Here is a 24,424-nt window from a genome sequence, read left to right on the forward strand (position 1 = left end):
GCGTAAGTCGGCCGCCGCCCATCCGCCGCAGCGAATTTCGCGATGCCGGATCACGCGGAGTGCAGGGCCGCCAGCAGGGTGGTGAGAATGGGGGATTGGCGGATATCGCTGCGCACGACCGCCGACACCGGGATGCGCAGCGGGTGCCCGGCCAGGTGCAGGGTGGCGATGCCCTCGGTCTGGCTGTCGGCGTAGAGGATGGTCCAGGCGTCGGGCCGGTTCACCAGTTCCATGGTGGCGGTGTGGTCGGGCGGGATCGGGGGACCGTAGGCGGGGCCGGTGGGCAGATCGGCGAAGGCCGCGCGCACCACATTGTGCAGCAGCACCTGATCGGATTCCGGCGGCAGCAGCAGCGGGTAGGCGGCGAGGTCGGTGAGCGTCACCTCCTCGCGGGCAGCCAGGGGGTGCGAGGTGGAAGTGGCGAGCACCAGATCCTCGACCCAGAGCTTCTGTACCTCCAGGCCGGGCTGGTCCACGCTGCCCCGGATGAGAGCAAGATCACAGTCACCGTCCGCGACCGCCTGAATGCGCTGGCGGAAGGGCTTGATGACGAATTCGATCTCGGCCCCGGGATGCGCTTCGCGTGCTCCGGCGATGGCCGAGAGCGATCTTGTTGCGAAAGACATATTGGCTGCGAGGCGAATCCGCGGCCCGGAGGCCCGTACAGCTGCGCGAATGGCGGATTCCAGGCTCAGCATTTGCTTCGCAAGGGGAAGTAGCCGAGTGGTCGCGTCGGTGGGTACGACCGATCTTGTCGAGCGTTCGAAGAGGGGTACGCCAAGATCTTTCTCCAGGCGCGCGATCTGATGACTGATCGCCGATTGCGAGATGAAGCTTCGGGTGGCGGCCCGGCTGAAGCTGAGCTCCTCGCAGACGGCCACGAAGTAGGCCAGTTGTCGCAGCTCCACGGCACCTCTCCAATTCATGATCAATGTAGATAAGAGTCATCTTAATTATGCGCCCTGACCCCTGGAACATTCTCACTTCGAATCACGGTTAGTCATGACAGAAGGGAGCTGTCATGCAGTACTTGGATTCGGGGATCGAAGCCACTGATGTCGTCATCGTCGGATCGGGCTTCGGTGGTCTCGCCGCCGCCAAGCAGTTGAACAAGTCCGGTGTCCGTTATGTCCTGATCTCGAGCACGCCCGAGCACCTGTTCCAGCCGCTGCTGTATCAGGTAGCGACGGGTGTGCTGGCCTCGGAGGAGATCGCTCCGCCGATCAAGAACATCATCCGCCACCACAAGCACGGTGAGGCGCGCGAGGGCAAGGTCGTCGCCATCGACGCCGACAATGCCGTACTCACCTACGAGAATGCCCAGGGGCAGCACCGGATTCGGTACGGCAAGCTCATCGCCGCCACCGGCGCCAGCCAGTCCTATTTCGGCCGTGACGATTTCGCGGACAAGACCTACTCGCTCAAGACCATCGACGATGCCAAGCGCCTGCGCGCGCAGATCGAGCGCGTCTTCGAGAAGGCGCGCACGGCCGATCTCGAAACCCGGTATCGCCTGCTGAGTTTCGTCGTGGTGGGCGCGGGCGCGACCGGTGTCGAGGTGGCCGGTCAGCTCAAGGAGCTGTCCAAGCGCTTCTACCACCAGGAGATCTCGGTGACCCTGGTCGAGGGTGCGGGCGCGGTGCTGCCGCCCTTCGGCGGATCGCTGTCGGAATACGCGAAGGACTCGCTCAGCCGCAGCGGCGTCGAGGTGCTGCTGGACACCTTCGTCACCGATATCCAGGTCGGCAAGGTCACCGTCAAGAGCAAGGACGGCGTCGAGCGCGGTATCGCCGCCGAGACCGTGGTGTGGTCGGCGGGCGTGCAGGCGGGCGGCTTCGCCCAGATCCTGGCCGAGGCCACCGGCTGCGAAACCGACCGCGCCGGTCGACTGTTGATCAATCAGGACTGCACCGTCGGCGGCCACGCCGACATCTTCGCCATCGGTGACATGACCTCGCTCAACGGCTACCCCGGCCAGTCGCCGGTCGCCATGCAGGAGGGCCGCTTCGTCGCCGACATCATTCGCGGCAAGCGCCCGGCCGGCAGCGCGTTCGAGTACTGGGACAAGGGCAGCATGGCGGTGATCAGCCGCTTCAGCGCCGTCACCCGGGTCAACGACAGCATCAAGTTCACCGGCACCATCGCCTGGTTCGCCTGGCTGGCCGTCCACCTGTTCTACCTGGTGGGCTTCCGCAACCGCTTCGCCGCGGTGTTCTCCTGGCTGGTGGCCTTCATCGGCCACGGCCGCCCCGGCTTCGACGAGGTCGAGAAGACCAGCGCGCCAACCTCTTACGAGCAGCCGCGCGCGGCCTGAGGTCGCCGTCACGAAGGGCCGTCCGGCAGCTGCCGGACGGCCCTTCGTCATTGCTAACCTGCGACTATGGCTGTTCCCACCACCCGATTGCTGGTACTGGCGATAGTGCGCATGCTGCAACCCGTGCACGGCTACGACGTCCGGCGCGAGCTGCTGTCCTGGCATGCGGAGGACTGGGCGAATGTGAAACCCGGATCGGTGTACGGCGCGTTGAAGACGCTGCACCGGGACGGGCTCATCTCGGTCGACGGGGTGGGGGCGGACGGAGCGCGGCCGGAGCGCACCACCTACCGGCTGACCGCGGAGGGGGAGAAGGAATTCGGCGAGATGATGCGCGATGCGCTGTTCGCCGCCGACCAGCCCAAGTATCCGTATTTCACGACGGTGGCGCTGTTTCCGTCCATGCCGCGCGACGATGTGATGGCCGGGCTGCGCAGTCGCATCCTGAAGTTCGAGGCCGAGCTGCTGCGGATCGAGCGGGAGGTGGCGCGGATCCTCGCGGGCAGTGGGGATCCGACCGAGATCGAGCCGCATCATGTGGCCGATGCGATGGAGCTGGCCGCCGACCATGTGCGGGCGGACCTGAACTGGTCGCGGAAAACCTTGCGGCGCATCGAATCCGGGGAGCTCGATGTGTGGAGCGCGCATGCGAGCGGGTTGTGGCCGCGGGCGGTGCGGCCGGGTGGGTCCATATGATCCAGCCTGATTGATCAAATCTAAATATTCAAGCTTGATTATCTGGTCGATGGTTCCTACCGTGTGAGGGGTGGAAACCACTGCTCCTGTTCGTGGCGACTCCACCGACCCGGTCATCCGAGTTCGTGGACTGGCCCGCACCTTCACCACCAGAACCGGTGCCGTACAAGCGGTTACCGGAATCGACTTCGACGTCCACCACGGGGAGATCATCGGACTCCTCGGCCCCAACGGCGCGGGGAAGACCACCACCCTGCGCATGATCGCCACCCTGCTCCAGCCCAGCGCCGGGGAGGCCACCATCGTGGGCGCGGACCTGCGCGGTGAATCTCGCACCGTGCGCGCCCGCATCGGATACGTCCCGCAGGGTGGCTCCACCAACGAGACCGAGTTGGTGGAAGACGAATTGATCCTGCAGGCAAGGCTTTTCGGCGTTACCAAAGCCGAGGCGAAACAGGCCGTCGCCGAACTGGCCAAGGCCCTCGAGTTCGACGGGCTGGAGCGTCGCAAGTGCGGGGAACTGTCCGGCGGGCAGCGTCGCCGCGTGGATATCGCGCTCGGGCTCATCCATCGGCCGACGCTCGTCTACCTGGACGAACCCACCACCGGATTGGATCCGCAGAGCCGGGCCAACCTGTGGGAGCACATCCGCCGGCTGCGGGATGGGGGCACGACGGTCGTGCTCACCACCCACTACCTGGAGGAGGCCGACGCGCTCTGCGACCGGATCCTGGTCATGGATCACGGCGGTATCGTGGCCCAGGGGACACCGGACGACCTCAAGCGGCGTATCTCCGGTGACGTGATCAGCCTCGAACTCGACAGCGCCCAAGCCGATCTCGCGTTGGAGGTGGCGGCGCGGACCGTGCCGGTACGCAGCGGGCTGCACGCCGACGGGCACGAGAACGGCCATGCCGGAAAGGCTCTCGTGCACCTGACCGTGGATCACGGTGACGCGGCGGTGGTTCCGCTGCTGCGCGCCCTCGGCGACCACGGGGTGACCCCGGGCGCGCTCACCGTCAAACGGCCCAGCCTCGACGACGTCTTCCTCACGCTCACCGGCCGCTCACTCCGGGAAGGAGACCGCTCATGACATTCCTGCGCGACACCGGACTGATCTTCTGGTCGCAACTGCGCGCCAACCTGCGCAACCCCACCTGGGTGATCATCGGGCTGGCCCAGCCCATCCTGTACCTGGTGCTGTTCGGGCCGCTGGTGAAGGGCATCGCTCCTTCGCTGGGCGCGGACGCCGATCCCTGGAAGATCCTCACCCCGGCCCTGGTCATCCAAATCGCCCTGTTCGGTTCGGCTTTCGCCGGATTCGGCATCGTCTTCGAACTCCGGGCCGGGGTGATCGAACGGCAGCGGGTGACGCCCGCCTCGCGCGGGGCACTGCTGCTGGGCCGAGTACTCAAGGACATGGCCGTGCTGATCGCACAGGCGCTGCTCCTGATCGCCGTGGCCGCCGCCGCATTCGGACTGCGACCGAACCTGGCGGGCACCCTGCTGTCGATAGTGCTCATCGCGGTCATGGCCGCCGGGCTGGCCTCGGCGTCCTATGCCCTGGGCCTGTGGGCGAAACAGGAATCCGTGCTGGCCTCGGTGCTCAACTCGGTGACCGTGCCGGTGATGCTGCTGTCGGGCATCCTGCTGCCCATGACCCTGGGTCCGGCCTGGCTACAGCACATCGCCGAGGCGAACCCCTTCTCGCACACCGTGGATGCCGCCCGCGCTCTGTTCCGCGGCGACCTCACCACCTCCGACGTCTACGTGGGCAGCGCGGTCACCCTGGCCGTGGCGCTGGCCCTCATGGTGATCGGCGCCCGCAGCTTCGCCCGCGAGAACGCCTAGGGCCGCACACGAGTGTGCTCGAGGTGACTTGCCGACCGCTGGGTGATCCGGCGCGGCTGTACTTCCACCTCTGGGCGAAAAGTCCTTGACCTCGAGTTCTGTTGAGGTTGGACGCTGGCGGTATGGCAGAGAACAAGAGAGCCCTCGTCACCGGAGCGTCGGCGGGGTTCGGTCGTGCGGTCACCCGTGAGCTGGCGGCCCGGGGCTGGGAGTTGATCATCACCGCGCGTGGGGTGGATCGGCTCGCGAAGGTGCAGGCCGAGACCGGGACGTACGCGGTGGCCGGGGATATCGCGGACCCGGCCCACCGCGCCGTTCTGCGTGATGTGGTCGGCGACGAGCGGTTGGACCTGGTGATCAACAATGCCGGCGCTCTCGGGCCCAGTCCGCTCCCCGCCCTGGACCGATACCCGCTCGCCGAGTTGACCGCGGTGCTGGAGACGAATGTGGTTGCCCCACTGGCGATTCTGCAATCGACGTTGCCCGCCCTGCGCGCGTCCGCGGGCATCGTCGTGAATATCAGTTCCGACGCCGCCGTAGGCGCGTACGAAGGCTGGGGCGGCTACGGTGCATCCAAGGCGGCGCTGGATCAGCTCACCGCCGTCCTCGCGGCCGAGAACCCGGACCTGCGCGTCTACAGCTTCGACCCCGGCGATATGCGCACCGACATGCACCAGGCCGCGTTCCCCGGCGAGGACATCTCCGACCGCCCCGAGCCGGAAACCGTTGTCCCCGTGCTCCTCCGACTCCTGGAAACCCGGCCGTCCAGCGGCAGATACACGGCGGCGGACCTCGCGGTGGCGCGATGACGATCGAACTCGAGCGCTACGACTTCACGGTCCCGGCCGAACTGACCGCCACGAGCCCCCCGGAAACCCGCGGCCTGAGCCGGGACGGCGTCCGGCTGCTGGTCTCCGACGGCGGCGTGATCACCCACGCCCGCTTTCACGAGCTGCCCGCCTTCCTGCGGCCCGGAGACCTTGTGGTCGTGAACAATTCGGAGATGATCCCCGCCGCGGTGGATGCACGGCTCGGGGACGCCTCAGCGGTGGTGCACTTTGCCGCCCGTCTCGATGACGGCCGCTGGGCACTGGAGATTCGCGACCCGCGCGGAACTCGATGGGACGGACAGACGCGGCGTGCTTCTGGCCGGAATCTCGCCGGGTCCGCGAGATCTCGGTCGAAACCACCGCGGGATGAGGACGGGCGGGTGGTGGCGGAATCCGCCGGCCGCGAGGTGAAAGCCGGTGTGCGGGTGCGGCTCTCAGGAGGCCATACCGCGCTGCTGAGTGCGCCGTGGCTGCCCGGTGCGGATCGGCTGTGGATCGCGGAGGTCGACACGGATGTGCCCGAGCTGTTGGCGCGGTACGGGCGGCCGATCACATATTCGTATGTGACCGAACGCTGGTCGGTTTCGTATTATCGGACCGTTTTCGGGCGGGAGCCCGGCAGTGCTGAGATGCCCAGTGCCGGGCGGCCTTTCACTGAGGCGCTGGTGACGGAGCTGGTGGTGGGCGGGGTGGGCCTCGCGCCGATCACGCTGCATACGGGGGTTTCGTCGCCGGAGGCGGGGGAGTCGCCTGCTCCGGAGCGGTTCAGGGTTCCGGAGACCACCGCGCGGCTGGTCAACGCGACGCATGCGGCCGGTGGGCGGGTTGTGGCGGTGGGGACGACGGTGACGCGGGCGCTGGAATCCGCCACGGACGCCGAGGGTTTCGTGTGGGCGTCAGCGGGGTGGACCGATCTCGTGCTCGACGGCAGCCGTTCCACGCGGGCCGTCGACGGGCTGATCACCGGATGGCACGAGGTCGGCGCGTCGCATCTGCGCCTGCTGGAATCGGTGGCCGGCTCCGGCGTCGTACACGCCGCGTATCGGGCCGCCCTCGACACCGGTTACCTGTGGCACGAATTCGGTGACACCGCTTTGCTGCTGCGGAGCTGACCCGCTGTGGCACGCCTCCGGGAGGCGGCGTAGGCTGCGGTCTTCCACCGTCGCAAGGCTTGTTGCCGAGCGCTCGCGATAACCCTTCGGAGGGTCTTCCGCGCCTCCGGTACCCACCCGGGTTTCGAGCGTTTGTCCTGGTAGAGAACGTTCGAAGGCCCTCGGATGAACGTGCGGTGCGGTCTTTGCCCCGTTCACCGGACTGGCATCGCAAGGCAATCTCGCGGTCGCTCCGATGCCGTCTGGGACTGGCTTGATCATCGCTATGACCACCATGGCAGCGTCGAATTCCAGCCTGCTCGCAGCTGGGTCGAATCCCGCTCTGCTCCCACAGTCATATGCCACCCCCGCGCCGGTGCACACCTCCGGCCGGTCCCAGTACTCGCTGGTCGTCTCCTCCGACGCCGAGCATCGTGAGGCCGCGCAGCGCCTGCGCTACCAGGTCTTCGCCAACGAGCCCGGTTTCGACATCCCGGTCAACGAGAACGGTGTGGACGCCGACCGTTTCGACGACCACTGCGACCATCTGCTGGTTCGCGACGATCTCACCGATCAGTTCGTCGGCTGCTACCGCATGCTGCCGCCGGACAAGGTGAACGCCGCGGGCGGCTACTACACCGCCACCGAATTCGACCTCACCGCACTGGATCCCGCCGGTCACCGCATCGTCGAGATGGGCCGCGCGTGTGTGGTGCCCGAGCACCGCAACGGCTCCACCCTGACCCTGATGTGGGCGGGCATCCTGCACTACATCCAGCTCACCGGCTACGAATGGGTCATGGGCTGCTGCTCGGTGCCCATGCGGCTGACCCCGCAGGACGAGCCCGGCGTGAACGTGCGCGGCGTCCGCGATCTGCTGCTCGGCAAGCACGCGCTGGACGCCGACCGGCATGTGCGCCCTTACCGTCCGGTTCAGGTCGACGGCCGCACCCTCGACGATATGGTGCCCCCGGCCCGGCCCAAGCTGCCGCCGCTGCTGAACGGCTACCTGCGCCTGGGTGCGCAGATTGCCGGTGAGCCCGCCCACGACCCCGATTTCGGTGTCGCCGACTTCGTGGCCCTGCTGGGCCTCGAGACCATCAACACCCGCTACCTGGAGCGCCTGCAGGGCGCTGCCGCGACATTCGATGCACGGTGATGAATCATGTTGCCCGCCTTCCTTTCTCCGGGCTCCGCCGCCCTGGAGTGCCCGCCCGCACCGGTGACCGCCCACGCCTGGATGCCCAGTAGCCCGTGTGACCCCTCCTGCGTCGACTCGCCTCGGGAGGCGGGCACGCTGCGGGTGGTGGCGCGCCTGCTCGGTGTCGCGGGCGTGCTCGCCAGCTTCCCCCTCGCCTATATGGCGACCCCGCGCAGCCGCCGTCCCGCGGTGCAGCGCCGATACGCCCGAGCCCTGCTGTCCAGCTGTGGAATTCGCGTGCGGGTCGTCGACAATCGCGGTGACACAGCCGAATACGAGGGCGGTGTGCTGGTGACCGCCCACCACATCGGCTGGACCGATATCGTCGCGCTGTCCGCCATCGGCCCCATGAGTTTCGTGGCCCGCGCCGACCTGGTGAACTGGCCGATGCTCGGCGATGTCGCGCGCAAGGTGCGCGTCATCCCCATCGAACGCGAGAACCTGCGCGCCCTGCCCGCCGTCATCGACACCATGTCGCGGCGACTGGCCGACGGGGAGACCATCGGATTCTTCCCCGAGGGCACCACCTGGTGCGGCCGCGCCCACGGCGCACTGCGCCCCGCCCTGTTCCAGGCGGCCGTGGACACCGCCACCCCCGTGCAACCCATCCGCCTGCGCTACCTGGACCGCCACGGCGCGGTGTCCACGGTCCCCGGATTCGTCGGCATCGACTCCCTGGGTGACTCCATCCGCCGCGTCCTGCGCTCCAAAGACGTTGTCGCGGAACTGACCCTGCAGCCCCTGCAACAGCCCGGCACCGACCGGCACGAACTGGCCCGCCGCTGCCGCCAGGCCCTCGAGGGCGACCGCATGGACCGCGCGTTCACCGACGTCGTCGATCGCGCCGACGAGATCGAAGCCATCGGCACCGGCGCGCACCGACAGGCCACCGCGGTCGTCCACCCGGGTCAGGCGGTGAGCAGGTAGGCCGCCGCCGCGCGCGTGGATCACATTGCGCCCTGCTGGAACCGGTCATTGCGCATCGCGTCGAAGCGCTCGGTGGCGAAGCGGTCCATCAGGACGGCGAGGCGTCCCATCACCGGGCCGATGCGGCGTGGGCGATCGATGACGGCGTCGCATACCGCTTCCGCGCCCTGCTCCGGCGTCAGCGCGGCGGCATTACGGTACAGCGGATTCGGCGCGATCATCGGTGTGCGCACCAGGGGCATGTAGATCGACGTGAATCGCACATTGTCCGTGAGGGTTTCGATGTGCATATTCGACGTCAGCGAATCCAGCGCCGCCTTGGACGCCACATACGCGCCGTACCCCGGCCCCCCGTACTGATTGGCCAGCGACAGCACCGTCACGATCTGCCCGTAGCCCCGCTCCCGCATTCCCGGAAGGACCGCGAGCATCAATCGCGTGGGCGCGAAGTAGTTGAGCCGCATGGTCCGCTCGTAATCGTGGAACCGCGCATAGGATTCGTCGACCCGGCGGCGAATCGAGCGGCCCGCATTGTTCACCAGAACATCGACCCCGCCGTGATCGGCGAGCACCTGCGCGATCATCGCATCCAGCGCTTCGAAATCGCCCAGATCGCACGGGTATACGGCAGCCTTCCCGCCGCGCCCCTCGATTTCGGCTGCCACTTCCCGCAATTCGTCCTCGCGCCGCGCAACCAGCGCCACCGTCGCACCGGCCGCTCCCACCCGCAGCGCCGCAGCCCGCCCGATCCCCGAGGACGCCCCCGTGATCAGCACGGTCCGCCCCGCCACCCGCTCCTCGAGCGTATGCCGACGCCGCAGCCGCGCCACACTGACCTGCGTATCCAAACCATGCCTGACCAGGTGCGCGAGCTTCCGAATTCCATACATAGTGATGAATCTAAGTGATCCGCCCAGTGATGTACATTGCCCGAATGGACGCCGCCAGCCTGCACCTCCTAGCCCGCCGCCTGCGCAGCATCGCCCACACCGCCACCGGCACCACCGGCCGCCGAAAATTCGCCCCCAGCGACTACGCCGTCATAGAAGACGTTGCCCTGCACCCGAACTCGTCGATCCGCCAGATAACCGACCGCACCGCCGTAGTCCAGAGCCTGGTCTCCCGCATAGTCGCCCGCTACCGAGACGAAGGCATCCTCATCACCACCCCCGACCCCGCCGACGCCCGCCGAGTCCTGGTAACCGTCAACCCCGACACCCTCGACCACGTCTTCCGCCCCCGAGGCCGCACCCCCATAGCCCCAGCCCTCACCACCGAATTCCCCCACCTGACCCCCGCCCAACACCGCCGAGCCCTCAAACTCCTCGACGACCTCTCCACCCTCCTCGGCACAACCCCCCGAAATCGGACGGGCGACAACTAACCCGCCGCCAACGGGTTTACCGCCCGTTCGCCGCGCAGCGCTATCCCCCGAAAATCTGCTCCGCGGATTCCACATGGGGTGTGGCTCTGTTGTATCTGGTTCGGCCGGGGGTCGGGGGAGTCGATAGGATGCGGGGGCTAATTGTCAGCGACCTGCCTGGTTCGGGTGGGTGCATCCAGCGGGCGCCGAGCTGAGCCGACGGCGAGTGTGTGGCCGAAAGGACGGGTTTGCTACAGCTGAGGCTGCTCGATGGGGTGGAGTTGATTCTCGACGGGCGAGTGCGGGTGTTGGGGCCGCCGCAGCGGCGGGGGGTGCTGGCGGTGCTGGCTGTGCGGCGGGGGCAGTGGGTTTCGGGGGCGGCGCTGGTGGATGCGCTGTATGAGGGGGCTCGGGTTCCGTCGAGTGGGACCGGGGTGGTGCAGACGCATATTTCGGCGTTGCGGCGGGTGTTGGAGCCTGATCGGGCGCCTCGGGCGACGCCGACCGTGCTGTTGTCGGGGCACGGGGGGTATCAGCTGCGTGTCACGGATGAGCAGGTGGATGTGGGGGTCTTCGACAGGTTGGTCGCGGCGGCCGGTGACGCCGGTGCGGCGGGGGATTGGGGGCGGGCCGAGCTGCTGTATGCCGAGGCGCTCGCGTTGTATTCGGGGGAACCGCTGGCGGGGATTCCAGGGCCGTGGGCGGAGCAGCAGCGGATGGTGCTGGCGGAGCGACGGCTCGCGGTGGTGGAGGACAGTCTCGAGATCGCGGTGCGGCACGGGCGGGCGGCGCAGACGATCGACACGCTGCGCATGCTCACCGCGGAACATCCACTGCGGGAACGACTTCGGGCCTTGCTGATGCGGGCGCTGGCGGATCGGGGACGACGATCGGAGGCGCTCGCGGTATATCGCGATACGCGTCGGCTGCTGGTCGACGAGCTCGGTGTCGAGCCGGGGGCGGAATTGCGCCGTGTGCACGAGCGGATTCTCGAAGGCTGGGAGCCTGCTCCCGTGTCGCCGGCGGATGAGCCCGCACCGGAGTGGGATTCGGAACCGATTCGCCTGCTCGATCGCGAGCGGGAACTCTCCGATCTGGATACCTGGGTGCGGCGGGCGGGGAGCGGGCGCGGTGGACTGATCCTGATCACCGGTCGCTCGGGATACGGAAAGACCTGTCTGCTGGACGAATTCGCGCGCCGGTATCCCCGATCGGTGCGGATCGATCTGCTGCCGGGTGACGACCTCGCGGCCGAAATGCTGCGGCAACTCGGTGGGGCTTCGGAAGTGGAAGGGGACGAGCGCGCCGACGATCATGCGATGGCGGCGCGGCTGCGCACCGCTATCGCACAGCGCACGGCCGCCCCGGCACGCGGCGCGGACGCCACTGCCGACGCACAGGGCTCGGCCGACCAGCCGTTGCTGGTGCTGATCGACAATGCCGCCGAGATGGACGACCGGTCGGCGAAGGTGCTGGCCGCCATTACGCCGGGGCTGCGGCGCAGCCGTGCGCTGGTTGTCATGACCCTCGATGAAAGGTCGTGGGATCAGCGGGTTCTCGATCTGCACGCCAGTTTGGAGCCGCTTGCCGTGGAGATCCTGCGGCCGCGGCGGTTGAGCCCGGCGGGGATTGCCGAGCTGTTCCGGGAGCGCACCGGCGTGGCATGTCCGGCGGAGCTGGCCACCCGGATTCAGTGGGCCGCGGGTGAGATTCCGATGCTGGTGGATGCGCTGATCTCGGATCTGGCGGATCGGGAGGATCCCACACGGATACCGGACCGCATGCTGGATGGCCGGTACTCGCGCGCCATCACGCGACTGCTGCAATGGTTTTCGGCGGATGGGGCCGTGATGATGCGGGCGCTGTCCGTATTGCAGGAGTTCGAACCCGGCATCGCGACCCTTGCGGCGGCGGCGGACGAGGCGCCGGGGGTGACTCGGCAGCGCTGTGAATTACTCGCTGACGCAGGGATACTCGCCTCGGCGGATCCGCCTGCCGTGCGGCATCCCCTGATCGCCAACACGATTCATCGGCTGAGCGGCCGGGAGGAATCGGCGCGGTTCTGCACGGCGGCCGCCGAACACGAGCGCCGCGTGGGCTTTCCGGCCCGCCGTGTCGCACGCTACCTGCGTGAGCTGTGCGGGCCGCGATACGCCCGCTGGACCGTGGTGCTCGTCGACGCCGCCGAGGAAGCCCTGCGGGACTGCGTGATCGTCGAGGCCGTGCGCTGGCTCGAACTGGCATTGCATATCTGTGGCCCCGAGGAACGTGACGATCTGCTCGTCCGGCTCGGCCAACTGGAGTTGTGGACCAACCCGGCGGCGGCCCGCGCACGCCTGGACGAGGCCCTGCGCGGTCAGCGGGCGCGCGGCGTGAATCCGACCGCGGCGGTGCCGCTGGCCTGGACCATGGCCATGCGTCGCGAAGCCACTGCCGCCATACCCCTGCTGCACACCGTCATCGCCGAAACCGAAGCGCGCGACCGCAGATCGGCCGACAACGTGCGCGCCTCGCTGTGGATGGTCGCCGCCCTCACCGCCCAGACCTGGAACGACCTCATCGCGGACCTGTCAGCCGGGATCAGCCGCGAACTCGATACGCGTCCGCCCGACGGTGCCGGGGGTGAGCTCGACACGGGCATGCCCGACGGTGCCGGGAGTGAGCGCGACACGGGCATGCCCGACGGTGACGGGAGCGAGCTCGTCTCGGATCCGCGTGCTCGGGCCGCGCGTGACGACATCACCGCGGCCATGCTCACCTGGGCCGATGCGTTCGGCGTGCGCATCGATGCGCGTACCGCGCTGGAGCGGCTGACGCCCGGCGCCGGTGCGCCCGCCCTGCCGCGGCCGCTGATCGGGATGCAGGCGCATCTGGCCATGTGGGGCGGTGATCTCGGTACGGCGTTGCGGCTCACGGAATTACGCGCGGATCAGCATTTCGGCGCGATCGACACCTATCGCGCCATTCTGCGGTCGGAGGTCATGCTGCGCAGTGGCGCCTATCGGGATGTGCTGGCGGAGCTGGGGCCGGTGCTGGGCGATATCGACGACGCGTTGATCGTGCCGCCCGCGACCGTGGCCGCGCAGTACGCCCACGCCCTGCTGTGCCTCGGCCGGGTCGCCGAAGCCGAGCAGTGGCTGGACCGCCGCACCGCCGATGCCAATCCCGAGACCTGGGAATGGACTGTGGCGCTGCATATTCGAGCGCTGGTGTGCGCCGAGCGGGGCGATGTGCGCAAAGCCCTCGGTCATTTCCTGGAGGTGGGGCGGCGGGTCGGCGCGGTCGGAATCGCCAACCCCGCGCATATTCCGTGGCGCTCCTCCGCGGCGATCCAACTGCTGTGCATCGGTGAGCGTGCCCGTGCCCATGAACTCGTGTCGGAGGAGTTGGCGCTGGCCCACCGCTGGAACACGCCTGCCACCATCGGCCGCGCCATGCGGGTGCTGGCGGCGGCCGCACCCGGCGGACCCGATGCGGCGCTGCTGGAACGTGCTGTCGCGCTTCTCCATACGCAGGACAGTCCGGTCGAACTGATTCCGGCGCTGCTGGACCTGGCGCGACTGCACAGTCGCGCCGGAAACCCGGACCGGGCCCGCCCACTCCTCGACGAGGCGCGCACCCTCGCCGAACCCATCGGCGCCGCACGCCATCTCGCCGAGATCGACGCGCTGCTAGCGGGCACCTCGTAGCGCGGCCTCGGTGATCACCTCGGCGATCGCGATGGTCATGGTTTCTCCTGGCTCGGGGAGTTCGAGGGAATGGGTGGGTGCTCCTGTGCCGCAGGGGGATCTACTCCCGCGGCAGCGCGGCGCCGGGTACGGGCCGCCCGATACGCCGTCGACCGATCGGCGGCGAGCTGATCCCGTGGTGCGGTGATGCCCGCTGCCAAGCGGAGCGGATCGAAGTCCAGATCCTCATCCCCGGTACAGGTTTCGAGCATCAATGTGCCGAGCGCCACCAGGTGTGGCGGATCGGCCCACCGCGCGGTGGGATCGTGCAGCGCGTCCCCGATTCGGGGCAGCCGTGCGTGGAGTGTCAGCCTGGCCGGGAGCCGGTCCGCCAGGCCGGCGGTCAGATAGTCCGGTGGCAGGAGCGCCGCATCGCCGGGATCCAGCCGTTCTTCGAGCACGTCGGGATGCCATTCGAATCGGACCCATGTTGTTACGCCGTCGGGTGCGGTCATACCGAAGGCGTGCACCGCGTGGTACCGCTGGCCGAGATAGCCGGCCGGTGGTCCTTCCGCCGAAGCATCCAGCGCCGCAGCAGATTCCGGATGGCGTCGCCGGAAGGCAGCCAGCGCCTCCGGATGCTCGGCGCCGGACGCGGGCGTGACCGCGGTCAGGAACTCGAGCATGTGCGCCCCGGTCCGCACGAAGAACACCGGCAGCGTGAAGGCGATCAAATCGGTGGGCTCCGCGCCCGCGGGCCGGAATCGCACCGACAGGCCCTGATCCCCGGTGCCGGCATCGTGGGTATGCCCCCGGGTGCCGGAAAAGCGCGCGGTGACAGGAATACTCGCGCCGGAGAACACCGCCGCCGTGCTGAACGACGCCGCGCTCTCGCTCCCGCGAAAGGTCCCCGTCAGCGTGGCACCGCGATGATGCAGCAGACGCTGCCCCGGTGGTGCGGGCACGATCGCCGCGAGCCGGTCGCCGATATCGACAGGTGTCACGGCGTGCGCTCACCTACTCGCGTAGCCGGATGCAGCCAGCGGAACAGAATCCTGTTCCACACCGGAATGGCGACGAAAGTCATTGCCGCACTGAACAGCACGGTGAACACCAGGGTGCGCACCAGCAGCGGCGCGGACAGCAGCAGCGGCCCGAGCACACCATTGCCCGCCAGCGAGATGGGGAAGATCGCGAGCCCGGACACCACCGCCTGCTTCCACAGCGGTGGCGCCGGCTCCCGCGCTGCGCCGATCCTCATGCACCACGGGGTGACGCGTGGACCATATGCTTGATCTCCTGGAACTCGCCCAGTCCGCGCAGTCCGTTCAACCGTCCCAGGCCGCTCTGTTTGAACCCGCCCTCCTCGAACTGGTCGACCACCACCGCCCAGGTGTTGGTCCACACGGTGCCCGCCTGGAGTTCCCGGCCGACTCGCAGCGGGCGGTCCACGTCACGGGTCCAGATGCTCGCCGCCAGACCGTATTCGGTGGCATTGGCGCGCTCGATCGCGTCGGCTTCGGTGGTGAACACCTCGAAGGTCGCGACCGGACCGAACACCTCCCGCTGCACGATCGGCGACGCGAGGTCGGTGACCTCCACGAGGCTGGGCCGGTAGTAGGCGTCGACGGCCCCGGCCTCCGGATTGACGAGACCGCCGCGTTCGACGATGGTGGCGTACGCCCCGGCGTCGGCGACCATCCGATCCACCCGTTCCGCATTGGCGCGATCGATCATCGGCCCCATCTCGCTGGCGGGATCGTCACCGGGCCCGACCTGTACGGCGGCAAGGGATTTCGCCATCCGCTCGCGCAGTTCGTCCGCGATACCGCGTTGCGCGAGAATCCGGCTGCCGGTCATGCAGAACTGGCCGGTGAAGGTGGTGATCGCCTTGGTCAGCACCGGCACGACCGCGTCCAGATCGGCATCGTCGAAGACGATCATCGGGCTCTTGCCGCCCAGTTCCAGCGACAGCGGCTTCAGCGTCGGCGCGGCGTTCGCCATGATGACGCGGCCCACCGCGGTGCTGCCGGTATAGCTGACCACATCCACCTCCGGCGACGAAACCAGCAGTGGCGCACCGCTGTTGCCGGATTCGGTGAAGCAGTTCATCACTCCGGCGGGCAGGCTCGTGGTGGCGGCGATGATCTCGTACAGCAGCCCGTTGACCAGCCCGGTCTGTCCGGGCAGTTTCAAGACCACGGTGCAGCCCGCGGCCAGCGCCGGGGCGAAGGACCGCACCGCCAGCACCACCGGCGAATTCCACGGCGCGATGACCGCGGCGACCCCGGCGGGTTCGGTGAGGGTGGTGGAGTACAGGCCCGGCTTCACCTCGGCGGCCCGCCCGGTCTCGGTGAGGGCGAGCGCACCGTAGTAGCGCAGCTTCGGAATCGTCAGGTCGATCTCGAATGCCGCTTCGGCCAGGATCTTTCCGTTCTCCCGGGCCAGCAGGGTGACGAGTTCGTCGCGGCGTTCGGCCATACGATCGGCCATCTCGAACAGGGCGCGGGCCCGCAACTCTCGGTCCCGGGACCACGCGGTGGCGGCGAACGCCCGGCGCGCGGCCGAAATGGCCGCGGCGGCTTCGGTTTCCCCGCCGTCGGCGAAGGTGCCCAGAGCGGTGCCGGTGGCCGGACTGTAGGAGGTGCGCACCGGGCCGCCGTCGGTCCACAGACCGTCGATGTAGTTGCGGGCGTGCGGTTGCGTCGATCCGGGCGACGCGGAGGAGTGAATCATCGAGAATGCCTTAGCTGCTCAGTATTTCGGATCGTCAGAGTTCGGCCGCGATATGTTCGGCGGCCATGATGACGGTGGCGTTGGTGGCCGCGCACACCGCGTCCGGCAGGATCGACGCGTCCACCACCCGCAGGCCGGTCAGCCCGCGCACCGCGCCGAGCCGGTCCACGACCGCGGCCGGATCGTCGTCCGCGCCCATGGGGACGGTCGAGGTCGGGTGATGGTAGGTGTCGAGCGTGGCCCGCACGGAGGCGTCGATGTCGCCGGGCAGGTCGCTGCCCGGCGACATTTCGTGGGCGACGAATTCGCCCAGCGGACCGTGGCTTCCGATCCTGCGGCTCAGGGTCACGCCCTCGACCAGCCGCCGCCGGTCGGCGGGATCGGCCAGGAAGTTCGGGTCGATGCGCGGCGCGGTGTGCGGGTCCCGGTCGGTGAGGGTCAGCGACCCGCACGACAGTGGCCGGGTGAGGGCCACCGCGAGCACGTACGCCGCGCCGGTCGGGCTCAGGTGCTGGTCGATCAGGTGCGTGGCGGTGATGTGCAGATCCAGTTCGCCGGGCGCGGCCTCGGAGCTCGCGGTCCACACCTTGGCCCCGATCACCGGCTCACCCGCGCCGAGGCGATCGGCGTGCGCGGCATAGGCGTTGTAGTAGAAGGGATGGTCGTAGAGGGTGCGCCCGACGGGCAGGTCGGCCACCACCGGAATCCCCAGTGCCCGTGTCCGATCCGCCGGACCGACACCGGAGCGCAGCAGGATCGCGGCACTGCCGAAAGTGCCCGCGCACAGCACGATCTCCCCGGCGGTGATCAGTTCCCCGTCGGCGGTGCGCACTCCGATCGCGCGGGTTCCGTTGTCGCCGAACTCGACTCGATCCACCAGTACGTTACCGCGCAGGCTCAGATTCGCGCGCTCGCGCACATCGGCGGTCAGATACGCCAAACCGGTGTTGACCCGGACCCCGTCGACCACGTTCATCGGATACGGTCCGACGCCGTAGGGCTGCGGCCCGTTGAAATCCTCGGTCGCCGGAATCCCGCATGCCACAGCGGAATCCACGAACGCCCGCTGCATCGGGCTGAGCTCGTCCCGGGTGAGCTGCCGCACTGGCAGCGGTCCGCCGCGCCCGTGCCATTCGTCGGCGCCCGCACTCGTGTTCTCGAGTTTCCGGAAGCTGGGCAGCACCTCGGGAAAGGACCAGCCCTTCAGCCCGCGTGCGGTCCACCGGTCGAAATCCGCGGGCAAGGCGCGTACCAGCACCGAGCCGTTGACGGCGGAACTGCCGCCCAGCACCTTGCCTCGATACAGCGCGATGGGATGGCCGACGAAGCCGGGTTCGGAGGCGTACCCCCAGTCGTGCCCGGTGTATCCGCCCAGCACGCTGCTGGACGCCACCGCGGCGGGATAGCCGTCCACGGGGTAGACGGGCCCGGCCTCCAGCAGCAGTACGCGCCGGTCCGGGTTCTCGCTCGAGCGCGCGGCCAGCACCGCGCCGGCCGAGCCGCCGCCGACGATCAGCACGTCGGCGATGGGTTCGGTCATGGTCGGATCATTTCCTTCCGAGTCGACGGCGGGTCAGCGCAGTGTGCCCGCGGCCTGATCGATGACCGTGACGACCGTCTCGGGATGGGAGACGGCGATGGCGTGGCTGCCCGCGTGCTCGGTGACGGTGGCCTTCGCGCGCGCGGCCATCTCCCGCTGTCCGGCCGGCGGGATCATCCGGTCATCGGCGGCCACCAGGTACCAGGACGGCAGGGTGCGCCAGGCGGGTGCGCCGGTCGTCTCGGTGAACGCCGCCACCGAGATGGGCCGCTGACCCGCCGCGAGCACGGCCGCCCGCACCGGCGGCACATCCTGGGCGAAGTACTCCGGGAACTTGGCGGTATCGATGACGAGCTCTGGTGCCGGGCTGCCCGGAACCGTCTGCGGGAGAGTGATTTTCGTGGCCGGTCCGCCGAAACGGCCGTCCAGTTCGCCCAGCGACTCACCCTGGTCCGGGGCGAAGGCGGCCACGTACACCAGACCCGCCGCCTTGGGCGATCCCGCCGCCGCATTGGTGATGACCGCGCCGCCGTAGGAGTGGCCGACCAGCAGCGTCTTGCCGGGCATGGCATCGAGAATGCCGCGAATGTAGGCGCTGTCGTACTCCAGCCCGCGCAGCGGCACCGCCGCCGTGGTGACCCGGAATCCCTTGCGCTGCAACTGCTCCACGACGCCGCCCCAGCTGCTGCCGTCGGCGAACGCACCGTGCACCAGCAGCACCGCGGGCTTGTCCGGATCGGGCTGCGGCACCGTGGTGGGCTGCGCGGCAGGCGATTCGGAGGACCCCGACGAGCAGGCCGCCGCGGCCAGGCTCAGGGTGAGCGCGCTCAGCAGCGCCAGCGTGCGGGTGGAACGCCGGAATCCGTTGGTGAAACCCATTATTGGTGTACCTCTCTGGCTCTCGGGAATGAGAACGGTCTCGACCGTGCCGCCCGCGGCGACATCGGCGGTGACCTCGAGGCTCACAGCGCGGCCCGCCCGAGCGCGAGGCCCACGATGATGAAGTCCTGTGTCACGGACGCAACTGTGGGCGAGCCGACTCAAAACGGACTCAACGTTTTCCCAATCCGCAGGTCAGGTGCGGTTGATCCGGCTCGGGAATCGACGGAGCACGAAGATCGCGGTGGCCAGGAACAGCAGTAGGTAGCAGCCGGAGTAGAAGGGCACCGCGAACTGTGCCCACCAGGTGGGCAGGTCGTCGCGGGGGAGCATGAACAGGCCGATGCCGATGGGGTGCGGGGCGTCTTCGAGTGGCGGACGGTCGGGGTAGTTCCACCACCAGCAGAAGCTGATCAGGAAAACGAGGGCCGCGGGGAGCCACCGGTTGGGGGTGCGGGTGGTGAACGCGTGGTGCAGGGCCAGGACGAACAGCGGGACGAACCACACCCAGTGATGGCCCCAGGAGAACGGTGAGGCGCACGCCGCGGACATGCCTGCGACGGTGACCGACAACAGGATTCGATCGGCGCGGTAGGCGAGCAGCGACGCGTAGAGGCCGAACAGCACCAGGGGGACCGCCACCAGCAGCCACATCCAGGCGGGGGCGACGTAGACCGTGGAGGTGGGGCCGTGCACCGCGAAACGCTCCACGTCGTAGAACCGCAACAGCTGAGCCAGGAATCCGTTGACCGATTGGTTGGCCGGGGAATCCACCGGGCCGACGCGCGCCGGCGTCCCGAACTGGCGACTCCAGTAGGTGAACGAGTCGGTGGGATGGATCAGGAAGCCGATGCCGATGGTGGCCACGAAAGCGGCTGTCGCCGTGCAGAATGCGCGCCACTGCCGGGTGCAGGCCAGGTAGACGAGAAAGAACGCGGGCGTGAGTTTGATGCCCGCCGCGATGCCGACGCCCACCCCGCGCAGTCCGGCCGATCGGGGTCGCGTCAGATCCCAGACCACCAGCAGTACCAGCATGATGTTGATCTGCCCGAGCCAGATGGTGGAGCGGACCGGTTCGAACGCCGTGCACACCACCGCCAGCGCGAGCGCGAAAGACCAGGTGCGCCAGGTGTTCCGGTAGTTCAGCGAGCGCAGGCACACCGCGACCAGCGCGATCAGGGCCGCCATGATCGCCACCCACCACAGCGTCTTGGCCACCACCGGCACGGCATAGGTGAACGCCACGAACAGCACCGCGGCGAACGGCGTATAGGTGAATTCCATATCGAAGAAGACCGGCGCGTCGTACAGGCTGGCCCCGTACCGGATGGCCTCACCGCCCGCGGTGTAGACGTACTGGTCCACGTCATTGCTGAACAGCCCGTAGTACGGGTTCCCGATCGGAATCGCGTACACGTGCCAGGCCAGCACCCCCACCGCCGCGAGCACCGTGACCCACAGCGCGGTGGGGGAGATGTCGTGCTGCCGTTGCTCTTTCGCGATCGAGGTGGTTCGTCTGCCGCGTGCCGTGATCGTCATCGTCGGTGTGGATCCTCGCGTCGGGTCGGATGGGTGGTCGGGTCAGTTCGGCGGCAGCAACCGGCAGCGCTCGATCTCGTAGGCGGGAATGCGGTCGATCCGGGTGCCCGCGAAGGTGAGGGCCTGCACCAGATTGCGCCGGAACCGGGTGAGGTCCAGCGGTGCGCGCGAGGAGGCCAGCAGATCCTGAGTCTCCTGGCAGGACATGGCCGTTCGCGCCCGCCGGATCCACTGCTCGTCGATATGGGCGGCCAGCCACGGATGCCTGTCCACCACGCCGGTATCGGCCACCACCCAGCTGACGTTCAGATTCTTGTCGTGCCCGATCCGCCCGTCGGTCAGCCGATCAGAGTGTGCCGCAAGGGGATACGCCAGTCCGACGGGATCGATGACGCGCACGTCCAGGGGCAGGTTCATACTCGTCATCCCGAGGTTGAGGAAGTACACCGTATGCCCCGCGCCGCCCTCGGGGAGGGGTTGCGGTGGCGGCACCACGTACCAGTACGTCTGATCGGGCAGGTTGACCAGCAGTCCACCGTTCGGGGTCTCCGCGATATCGCGGAGCATGGGCCGCATCCGGGGATAGTCCAGATAGTCCTCGGCGCGAATGGGATGGTCGCGACCGGTGCCGAGGACGTAGTAGATGCGTTCGTCCACAATGCCGTTCGCGCGGATATCGGTGCCCTCGGTGATGGCCGTCGTCCGCGACGCCGCCACCGCCCACCCGGCCACGCCCAGCAGTGCCGCCACGACGACGAGGAAAGCCCGTGGAGCACTGCGCATATCGGTGATGCGAAGCGGCAGCACCATGACCGGCAGCAGCAGGCAGAACAACTGCGGCAGCAGCATCCGGCCGTGCATGAAATCCCCGCCGACCCGCAGCTCGTACACGGTGAGCACCACACCGCCTCCGACCATCACGGCGACGACGGCGCCGGGCGATCGCATCCGCGCGCCCCACCCGCTCGACACGCGTTCCCGCACACCGTGTTCCCGCCGGGCGAGCAGCACCGCGGCCACGGCCAGCAATATCAGCGGCAGCCACAGCAGATACGGCCCCGCCAGATCCCACAGGTAGATGCCGCCCTGCCGCCACTTCGCGCCCCCGGCGTCCTTGGCGACAGCGGTATTCGGATAGGGCAGTCCGTAGTAGCCCATCCGCCAGATCTGATAGCCCACCGGCACCAGCCCGGCGGCGGCGATCGCCGAGGCCCGGAAGGCCCACGGCCGCAGCCGCGTCGGCGGCACCGGCGCGCAGACCAGCAGTAGCAGGGCGAGTCCGCCGACCACGGTCAGCTCCGGGCGCACCAGCGGCGCGAGCCCGGCCCAGCCCATCAGCGCGAGGAACGCGCCGGGACGCACCCGCTCGGCCCGCGACCACCGGACGAGCGACCACCACAGCACCGCCAGCCAGCAGATGACCAGGCCGTTCTCCAACCCGGAGGTCGCGTAGTCGGCCGCGGGCGGCAATGCGATGTACACCAGTGCCCCGGCCGGAACCAGCAGTGCCGACCCCGCCCCGCCCCACAGCCGCGCCGCCCCCAGCATCGCGACGACGATCGCCGCTACCGACAGACTCAGCGCCGCCCCGAGTGCCACGTACTCCAGTCGCGCCTGCGTGAGCCAGCCGAAGAACCACACCACATAGGTCCACGCCGCACTGGTGTTGGTCTCCACCCGCTCGTCGAGGTTGAAGACCGGGCCGTTGCCCGCCAGCAGGTTCCGCACGGTGCGCAGCACGATCAACCCGTCGTCGGAGATCCAGCGCCGCTGCCATCCGCTCGCCGCGAACACCGCCGCGGTCAGTGCGATCCCGCTCAGGAGGACAGCCCGCGACAGCCGTTCTCCCCGATGCGAGGTATCCGCGGGCGGCCGCTCGAACGGTGTGGTCGGCGGCGCGAGGTCGGTGTCGTCCCGGTCGTGCTGCCCCGTCTCCACAGGTAAGACCGACACCGACACCTGAACCCTCCGATCCGCACGAGCGTGAGACGACACCCCCACCGTCTCGATGAGGGGGTTGCGCTGGGTGGTAGAGCGTTTCGCCGGTCACGCCCGGTGGGGCGGTGGGCGGAGTTCGAAGCCGAAGCGGCCGAAATTCAACATAGCGGTTGGAATGCTCTCGGGCGTGCACCGCACCGTGCGTTTTCGGATGGATCGCACGAATATCGCGCCGTCAACGGGACATTCCCCCGATTCCGGTCAGCGGGTAACCGCCAGCGCAGGCGATAGCGGAACCCAGTGGCCCCAGCCCGCGCCGCCGCGCCTCCTCCCGTCTCGGGTCAATCCTGGAAGCCCATGCCGCGCATGACAGTTCGAATATGGGCCTGGTACAGCTCGGCGGGGTCGGCGGTGAGTTGAGCGATACTGCCGAAGGTTTCGCCGGTGATGAAGCCCTGGATCGAGGCCCAGGCGGTGATCAGAATTCCGGGCACCGGGGAGGCGGGCCACGCGTCGCCGCCCAGTAGTGGACCCGCCGCGAGTTCGGGTATCAGCGTGGCGGTGGGATCGGCGGTGCCGTCGGCGACCGCGTCGAAGTAGGGCTGCGCGATGGCCTGCATCAGGCGGCCCGCCGCCGGACCGGTCTCCTCCGGTCGCGCGTGATAGCCGGGGATCGGCGTGCCCGCGATCAGCGCGAATTCCGACGGGTTGGCCAGCGCCCAGCGCCGGGCGGCCTCGCAGCCGGCGCGCCAGCGGGCGGCGGGGTCGGCGCCCGCGGCGTGCTGTGCCTCGGTCATCGCCGCGGCGTACGCGTCATAGGAATCGATGCACAGTGCGGTGATCAGGGCGGATTGATTGTCGAAGTAGCGGAACAGCGCGGCCGGGGTGATCCGCATCTCGCGGGCGATGCCACGCAGCGACAACCCGCCGGTGCCCTCGGTCGCGAGCTGACGCCGGGCGAGCGTCTTGATCTCGGCGATGGTCTGGGCGCGGCGTTCGGCGCGCCGGGTGGGCGGCTGGTCGGGCTCCTGATCCGTGGCGGCCACGCGGGTCCTTTCGACGACATTCGCAAAAAGTAATCGACGATCACATAGTAATCAGTGTTTACTGTTTGGGAAAGGCAGTCGAGGGTGAGGAGCCGACAGTGGGGACTACGAGATCGGAACTGCGCACGATGATCGCGCGCGAGCGGCGTGAGCTGGTGGAGCTGCTGCGGACGCTCACCCCGGAGCAGTGGCAGACCGAGTCACTGTGCGCCGGTTGGCGAATCAGCGACGTCGTGGCGCACCTGCTCTACGAGGCGACCCCGCCCGCGCGGTACGTCGGGGAGCTGATCCGGGCCCGGGGATCGGTCGACCGGCACAACGAGCACTACATCGCACGCGGCCGGACCATGACGACCGAGGAACTCCTGGCCGCCTACGAAGCCACCGTCGACTCCGGTCTCGCCGCCCGCTGGGCCCCGCGAATCGGCCTCGCCGACACCATGATCCACCAGCAGGACATCCGCAGGCCGCTGGGCGCGACCCGGCGGATACCGGCTCCGCACCTGCTCACGCTGCTGAAACACCCCGACCCCACGCTGCACCCGCGACCGCGCATGCGCGGCCTGCGCTTCCACGCCACCGACGTGGACTGGCAGCACGGCACCGGCCCGCTCGTCCAGGGTCCGGGCGAGGCGATCTTCATGGCCGTCGCGGGCCGCACCATCGTCCTCGACGAGCTCACCGGCGGCGGCGTCGACATCCTGCGCGGCCGATTGCGCTGAGTTTCTGAGGTATGGCCCACAAGGTTCGCCGAACCCGTGGACGGGTGCGCCGCGCGGTATAGCCTTTCGCTATTCGGGCGGGC

The 24,424-nt window shown here is 68.7% G+C and carries 21 protein-coding genes; 11 read left to right on the forward strand and 10 right to left on the reverse strand.

Features of this window, described 5'->3' with window-relative positions:
• Positions 1–50: 50 nt before the first annotated feature.
• Positions 51–908, reverse strand: a complete 858-nt coding sequence (locus JK358_RS33095) for a LysR family transcriptional regulator (protein WP_201955250.1) — start codon at positions 906–908, stop codon at positions 51–53.
• A gap of 113 nt (positions 909–1,021) precedes the next feature.
• On the opposite strand from JK358_RS33095, the gene JK358_RS33100 reads away from it, so the two are divergent.
• The 8 genes from JK358_RS33100 to JK358_RS33135 all read left to right on the forward strand — a co-directional run bounded on the left by JK358_RS33100 (position 1,022) and on the right by JK358_RS33135 (position 8,910).
• Positions 1,022–2,314 carry an NAD(P)/FAD-dependent oxidoreductase gene (locus JK358_RS33100; RefSeq protein ID WP_201955252.1) on the forward strand — a complete coding sequence of 431 codons (1,293 nt, stop codon included), beginning with the start codon at positions 1,022–1,024 and terminating at the stop codon, positions 2,312–2,314.
• A gap of 66 nt (positions 2,315–2,380) precedes the next feature.
• Positions 2,381–3,010, forward strand: a complete 630-nt coding sequence (locus JK358_RS33105; RefSeq protein WP_201955254.1) for a PadR family transcriptional regulator — start codon at positions 2,381–2,383, stop codon at positions 3,008–3,010.
• A gap of 70 nt (positions 3,011–3,080) precedes the next feature.
• Positions 3,081–4,103 carry an ABC transporter ATP-binding protein gene (locus tag JK358_RS33110; protein WP_201955256.1) on the forward strand — a complete coding sequence of 341 codons (1,023 nt, stop codon included), beginning with the start codon at positions 3,081–3,083 and terminating at the stop codon, positions 4,101–4,103.
• Positions 4,100–4,861 carry an ABC transporter permease gene (locus JK358_RS33115; protein WP_201955257.1) on the forward strand — a complete coding sequence of 254 codons (762 nt, stop codon included), beginning with the start codon at positions 4,100–4,102 and terminating at the stop codon, positions 4,859–4,861. The genes JK358_RS33110 and JK358_RS33115 overlap by 4 nt, the downstream gene beginning before the upstream one ends.
• A 122-nt stretch (positions 4,862–4,983) precedes the next feature.
• Positions 4,984–5,670 carry an SDR family NAD(P)-dependent oxidoreductase gene (locus JK358_RS33120; RefSeq protein WP_201955260.1) on the forward strand — a complete coding sequence of 229 codons (687 nt, stop codon included), beginning with the start codon at positions 4,984–4,986 and terminating at the stop codon, positions 5,668–5,670.
• Positions 5,667–6,803: an S-adenosylmethionine:tRNA ribosyltransferase-isomerase gene (locus JK358_RS33125; RefSeq protein WP_201955268.1), complete on the forward strand. Its 1,137-nt coding sequence runs from the start codon at positions 5,667–5,669 to the stop codon at positions 6,801–6,803. The genes JK358_RS33120 and JK358_RS33125 overlap by 4 nt, the downstream gene beginning before the upstream one ends.
• 274 nt (positions 6,804–7,077) lie before the next feature.
• A complete protein-coding gene (locus JK358_RS33130) occupies positions 7,078–7,941 on the forward strand; it encodes a GNAT family N-acetyltransferase (RefSeq protein WP_201955530.1) in 864 nt (287 codons plus the stop codon).
• A gap of 6 nt (positions 7,942–7,947) precedes the next feature.
• Positions 7,948–8,910, forward strand: a complete 963-nt coding sequence (locus JK358_RS33135) for a lysophospholipid acyltransferase family protein (protein ID WP_232852333.1) — start codon at positions 7,948–7,950, stop codon at positions 8,908–8,910.
• A gap of 20 nt (positions 8,911–8,930) precedes the next feature.
• Here JK358_RS33135 and JK358_RS33140 read toward each other — a convergent pair whose 3' ends face one another.
• Positions 8,931–9,800 carry an SDR family NAD(P)-dependent oxidoreductase gene (locus JK358_RS33140; protein WP_201955276.1) on the reverse strand — a complete coding sequence of 290 codons (870 nt, stop codon included), beginning with the start codon at positions 9,798–9,800 and terminating at the stop codon, positions 8,931–8,933.
• Positions 9,801–9,844: 44 nt separating this feature from the next.
• Between JK358_RS33140 and JK358_RS33145 the strand changes: the two genes are divergently transcribed.
• Together JK358_RS33145 and JK358_RS33150 are read left to right on the forward strand one after the other, a co-directional pair.
• A complete protein-coding gene (locus JK358_RS33145; RefSeq protein WP_201955278.1) occupies positions 9,845–10,294 on the forward strand; it encodes a MarR family transcriptional regulator in 450 nt (149 codons plus the stop codon).
• 227 nt (positions 10,295–10,521) lie between these two features.
• Positions 10,522–13,962 carry an ATP-binding protein gene (locus tag JK358_RS33150; protein ID WP_201955280.1) on the forward strand — a complete coding sequence of 1,147 codons (3,441 nt, stop codon included), beginning with the start codon at positions 10,522–10,524 and terminating at the stop codon, positions 13,960–13,962.
• 35 nt (positions 13,963–13,997) lie between these two features.
• Here JK358_RS33150 and JK358_RS33155 read toward each other — a convergent pair whose 3' ends face one another.
• The 8 genes from JK358_RS33155 to JK358_RS33190 all read right to left on the reverse strand — a co-directional run bounded on the left by JK358_RS33155 (position 13,998) and on the right by JK358_RS33190 (position 23,619).
• On the reverse strand, positions 13,998–14,945 hold the full coding sequence (locus JK358_RS33155) for a catalase (RefSeq protein WP_201955282.1): 948 nt from the start codon (positions 14,943–14,945) through the stop codon (positions 13,998–14,000).
• On the reverse strand, positions 14,942–15,202 hold the full coding sequence (locus tag JK358_RS33160) for a putative antibiotic biosynthesis monooxygenase (RefSeq protein ID WP_201955284.1): 261 nt from the start codon (positions 15,200–15,202) through the stop codon (positions 14,942–14,944). Before JK358_RS33160 ends, JK358_RS33155 begins: the two co-directional genes overlap by 4 nt.
• Positions 15,199–16,677, reverse strand: a complete 1,479-nt coding sequence (locus JK358_RS33165) for an aldehyde dehydrogenase family protein (RefSeq protein ID WP_201955286.1) — start codon at positions 16,675–16,677, stop codon at positions 15,199–15,201. Before JK358_RS33165 ends, JK358_RS33160 begins: the two co-directional genes overlap by 4 nt.
• 34 nt (positions 16,678–16,711) lie before the next feature.
• Entirely contained in the window at positions 16,712–18,217 is a 1,506-nt protein-coding gene (locus JK358_RS33170) for a GMC family oxidoreductase (RefSeq protein WP_201955288.1), read from the reverse strand.
• Between the two features lie 33 nt (positions 18,218–18,250).
• Positions 18,251–19,096 carry an alpha/beta fold hydrolase gene (locus JK358_RS33175; RefSeq protein WP_201955290.1) on the reverse strand — a complete coding sequence of 282 codons (846 nt, stop codon included), beginning with the start codon at positions 19,094–19,096 and terminating at the stop codon, positions 18,251–18,253.
• Between the two features lie 195 nt (positions 19,097–19,291).
• Positions 19,292–20,635 carry a glycosyltransferase 87 family protein gene (locus JK358_RS33180; protein ID WP_201955300.1) on the reverse strand — a complete coding sequence of 448 codons (1,344 nt, stop codon included), beginning with the start codon at positions 20,633–20,635 and terminating at the stop codon, positions 19,292–19,294.
• Between the two features lie 42 nt (positions 20,636–20,677).
• The gene (locus tag JK358_RS33185) at positions 20,678–22,588 is read right to left on the reverse strand and encodes an arabinofuranosyltransferase AftB family protein (protein ID WP_307817856.1); all 1,911 of its coding nucleotides are present in this window, start codon (positions 22,586–22,588) and stop codon (positions 20,678–20,680) included.
• Between the two features lie 326 nt (positions 22,589–22,914).
• On the reverse strand, positions 22,915–23,619 hold the full coding sequence (locus JK358_RS33190) for a TetR/AcrR family transcriptional regulator (RefSeq protein WP_201955302.1): 705 nt from the start codon (positions 23,617–23,619) through the stop codon (positions 22,915–22,917).
• A gap of 128 nt (positions 23,620–23,747) precedes the next feature.
• Here JK358_RS33190 and JK358_RS33195 point away from each other — a divergent pair, with 128 nt between their 5' ends.
• A complete protein-coding gene (locus JK358_RS33195) occupies positions 23,748–24,341 on the forward strand; it encodes a maleylpyruvate isomerase family mycothiol-dependent enzyme (protein ID WP_201955539.1) in 594 nt (197 codons plus the stop codon).
• Positions 24,342–24,424 lie beyond the last annotated feature (83 nt).

Source organism: Nocardia acididurans (assembly GCF_016741815.1).
GTDB classification, from domain to species: domain Bacteria; phylum Actinomycetota; class Actinomycetes; order Mycobacteriales; family Mycobacteriaceae; genus Nocardia; species Nocardia acididurans.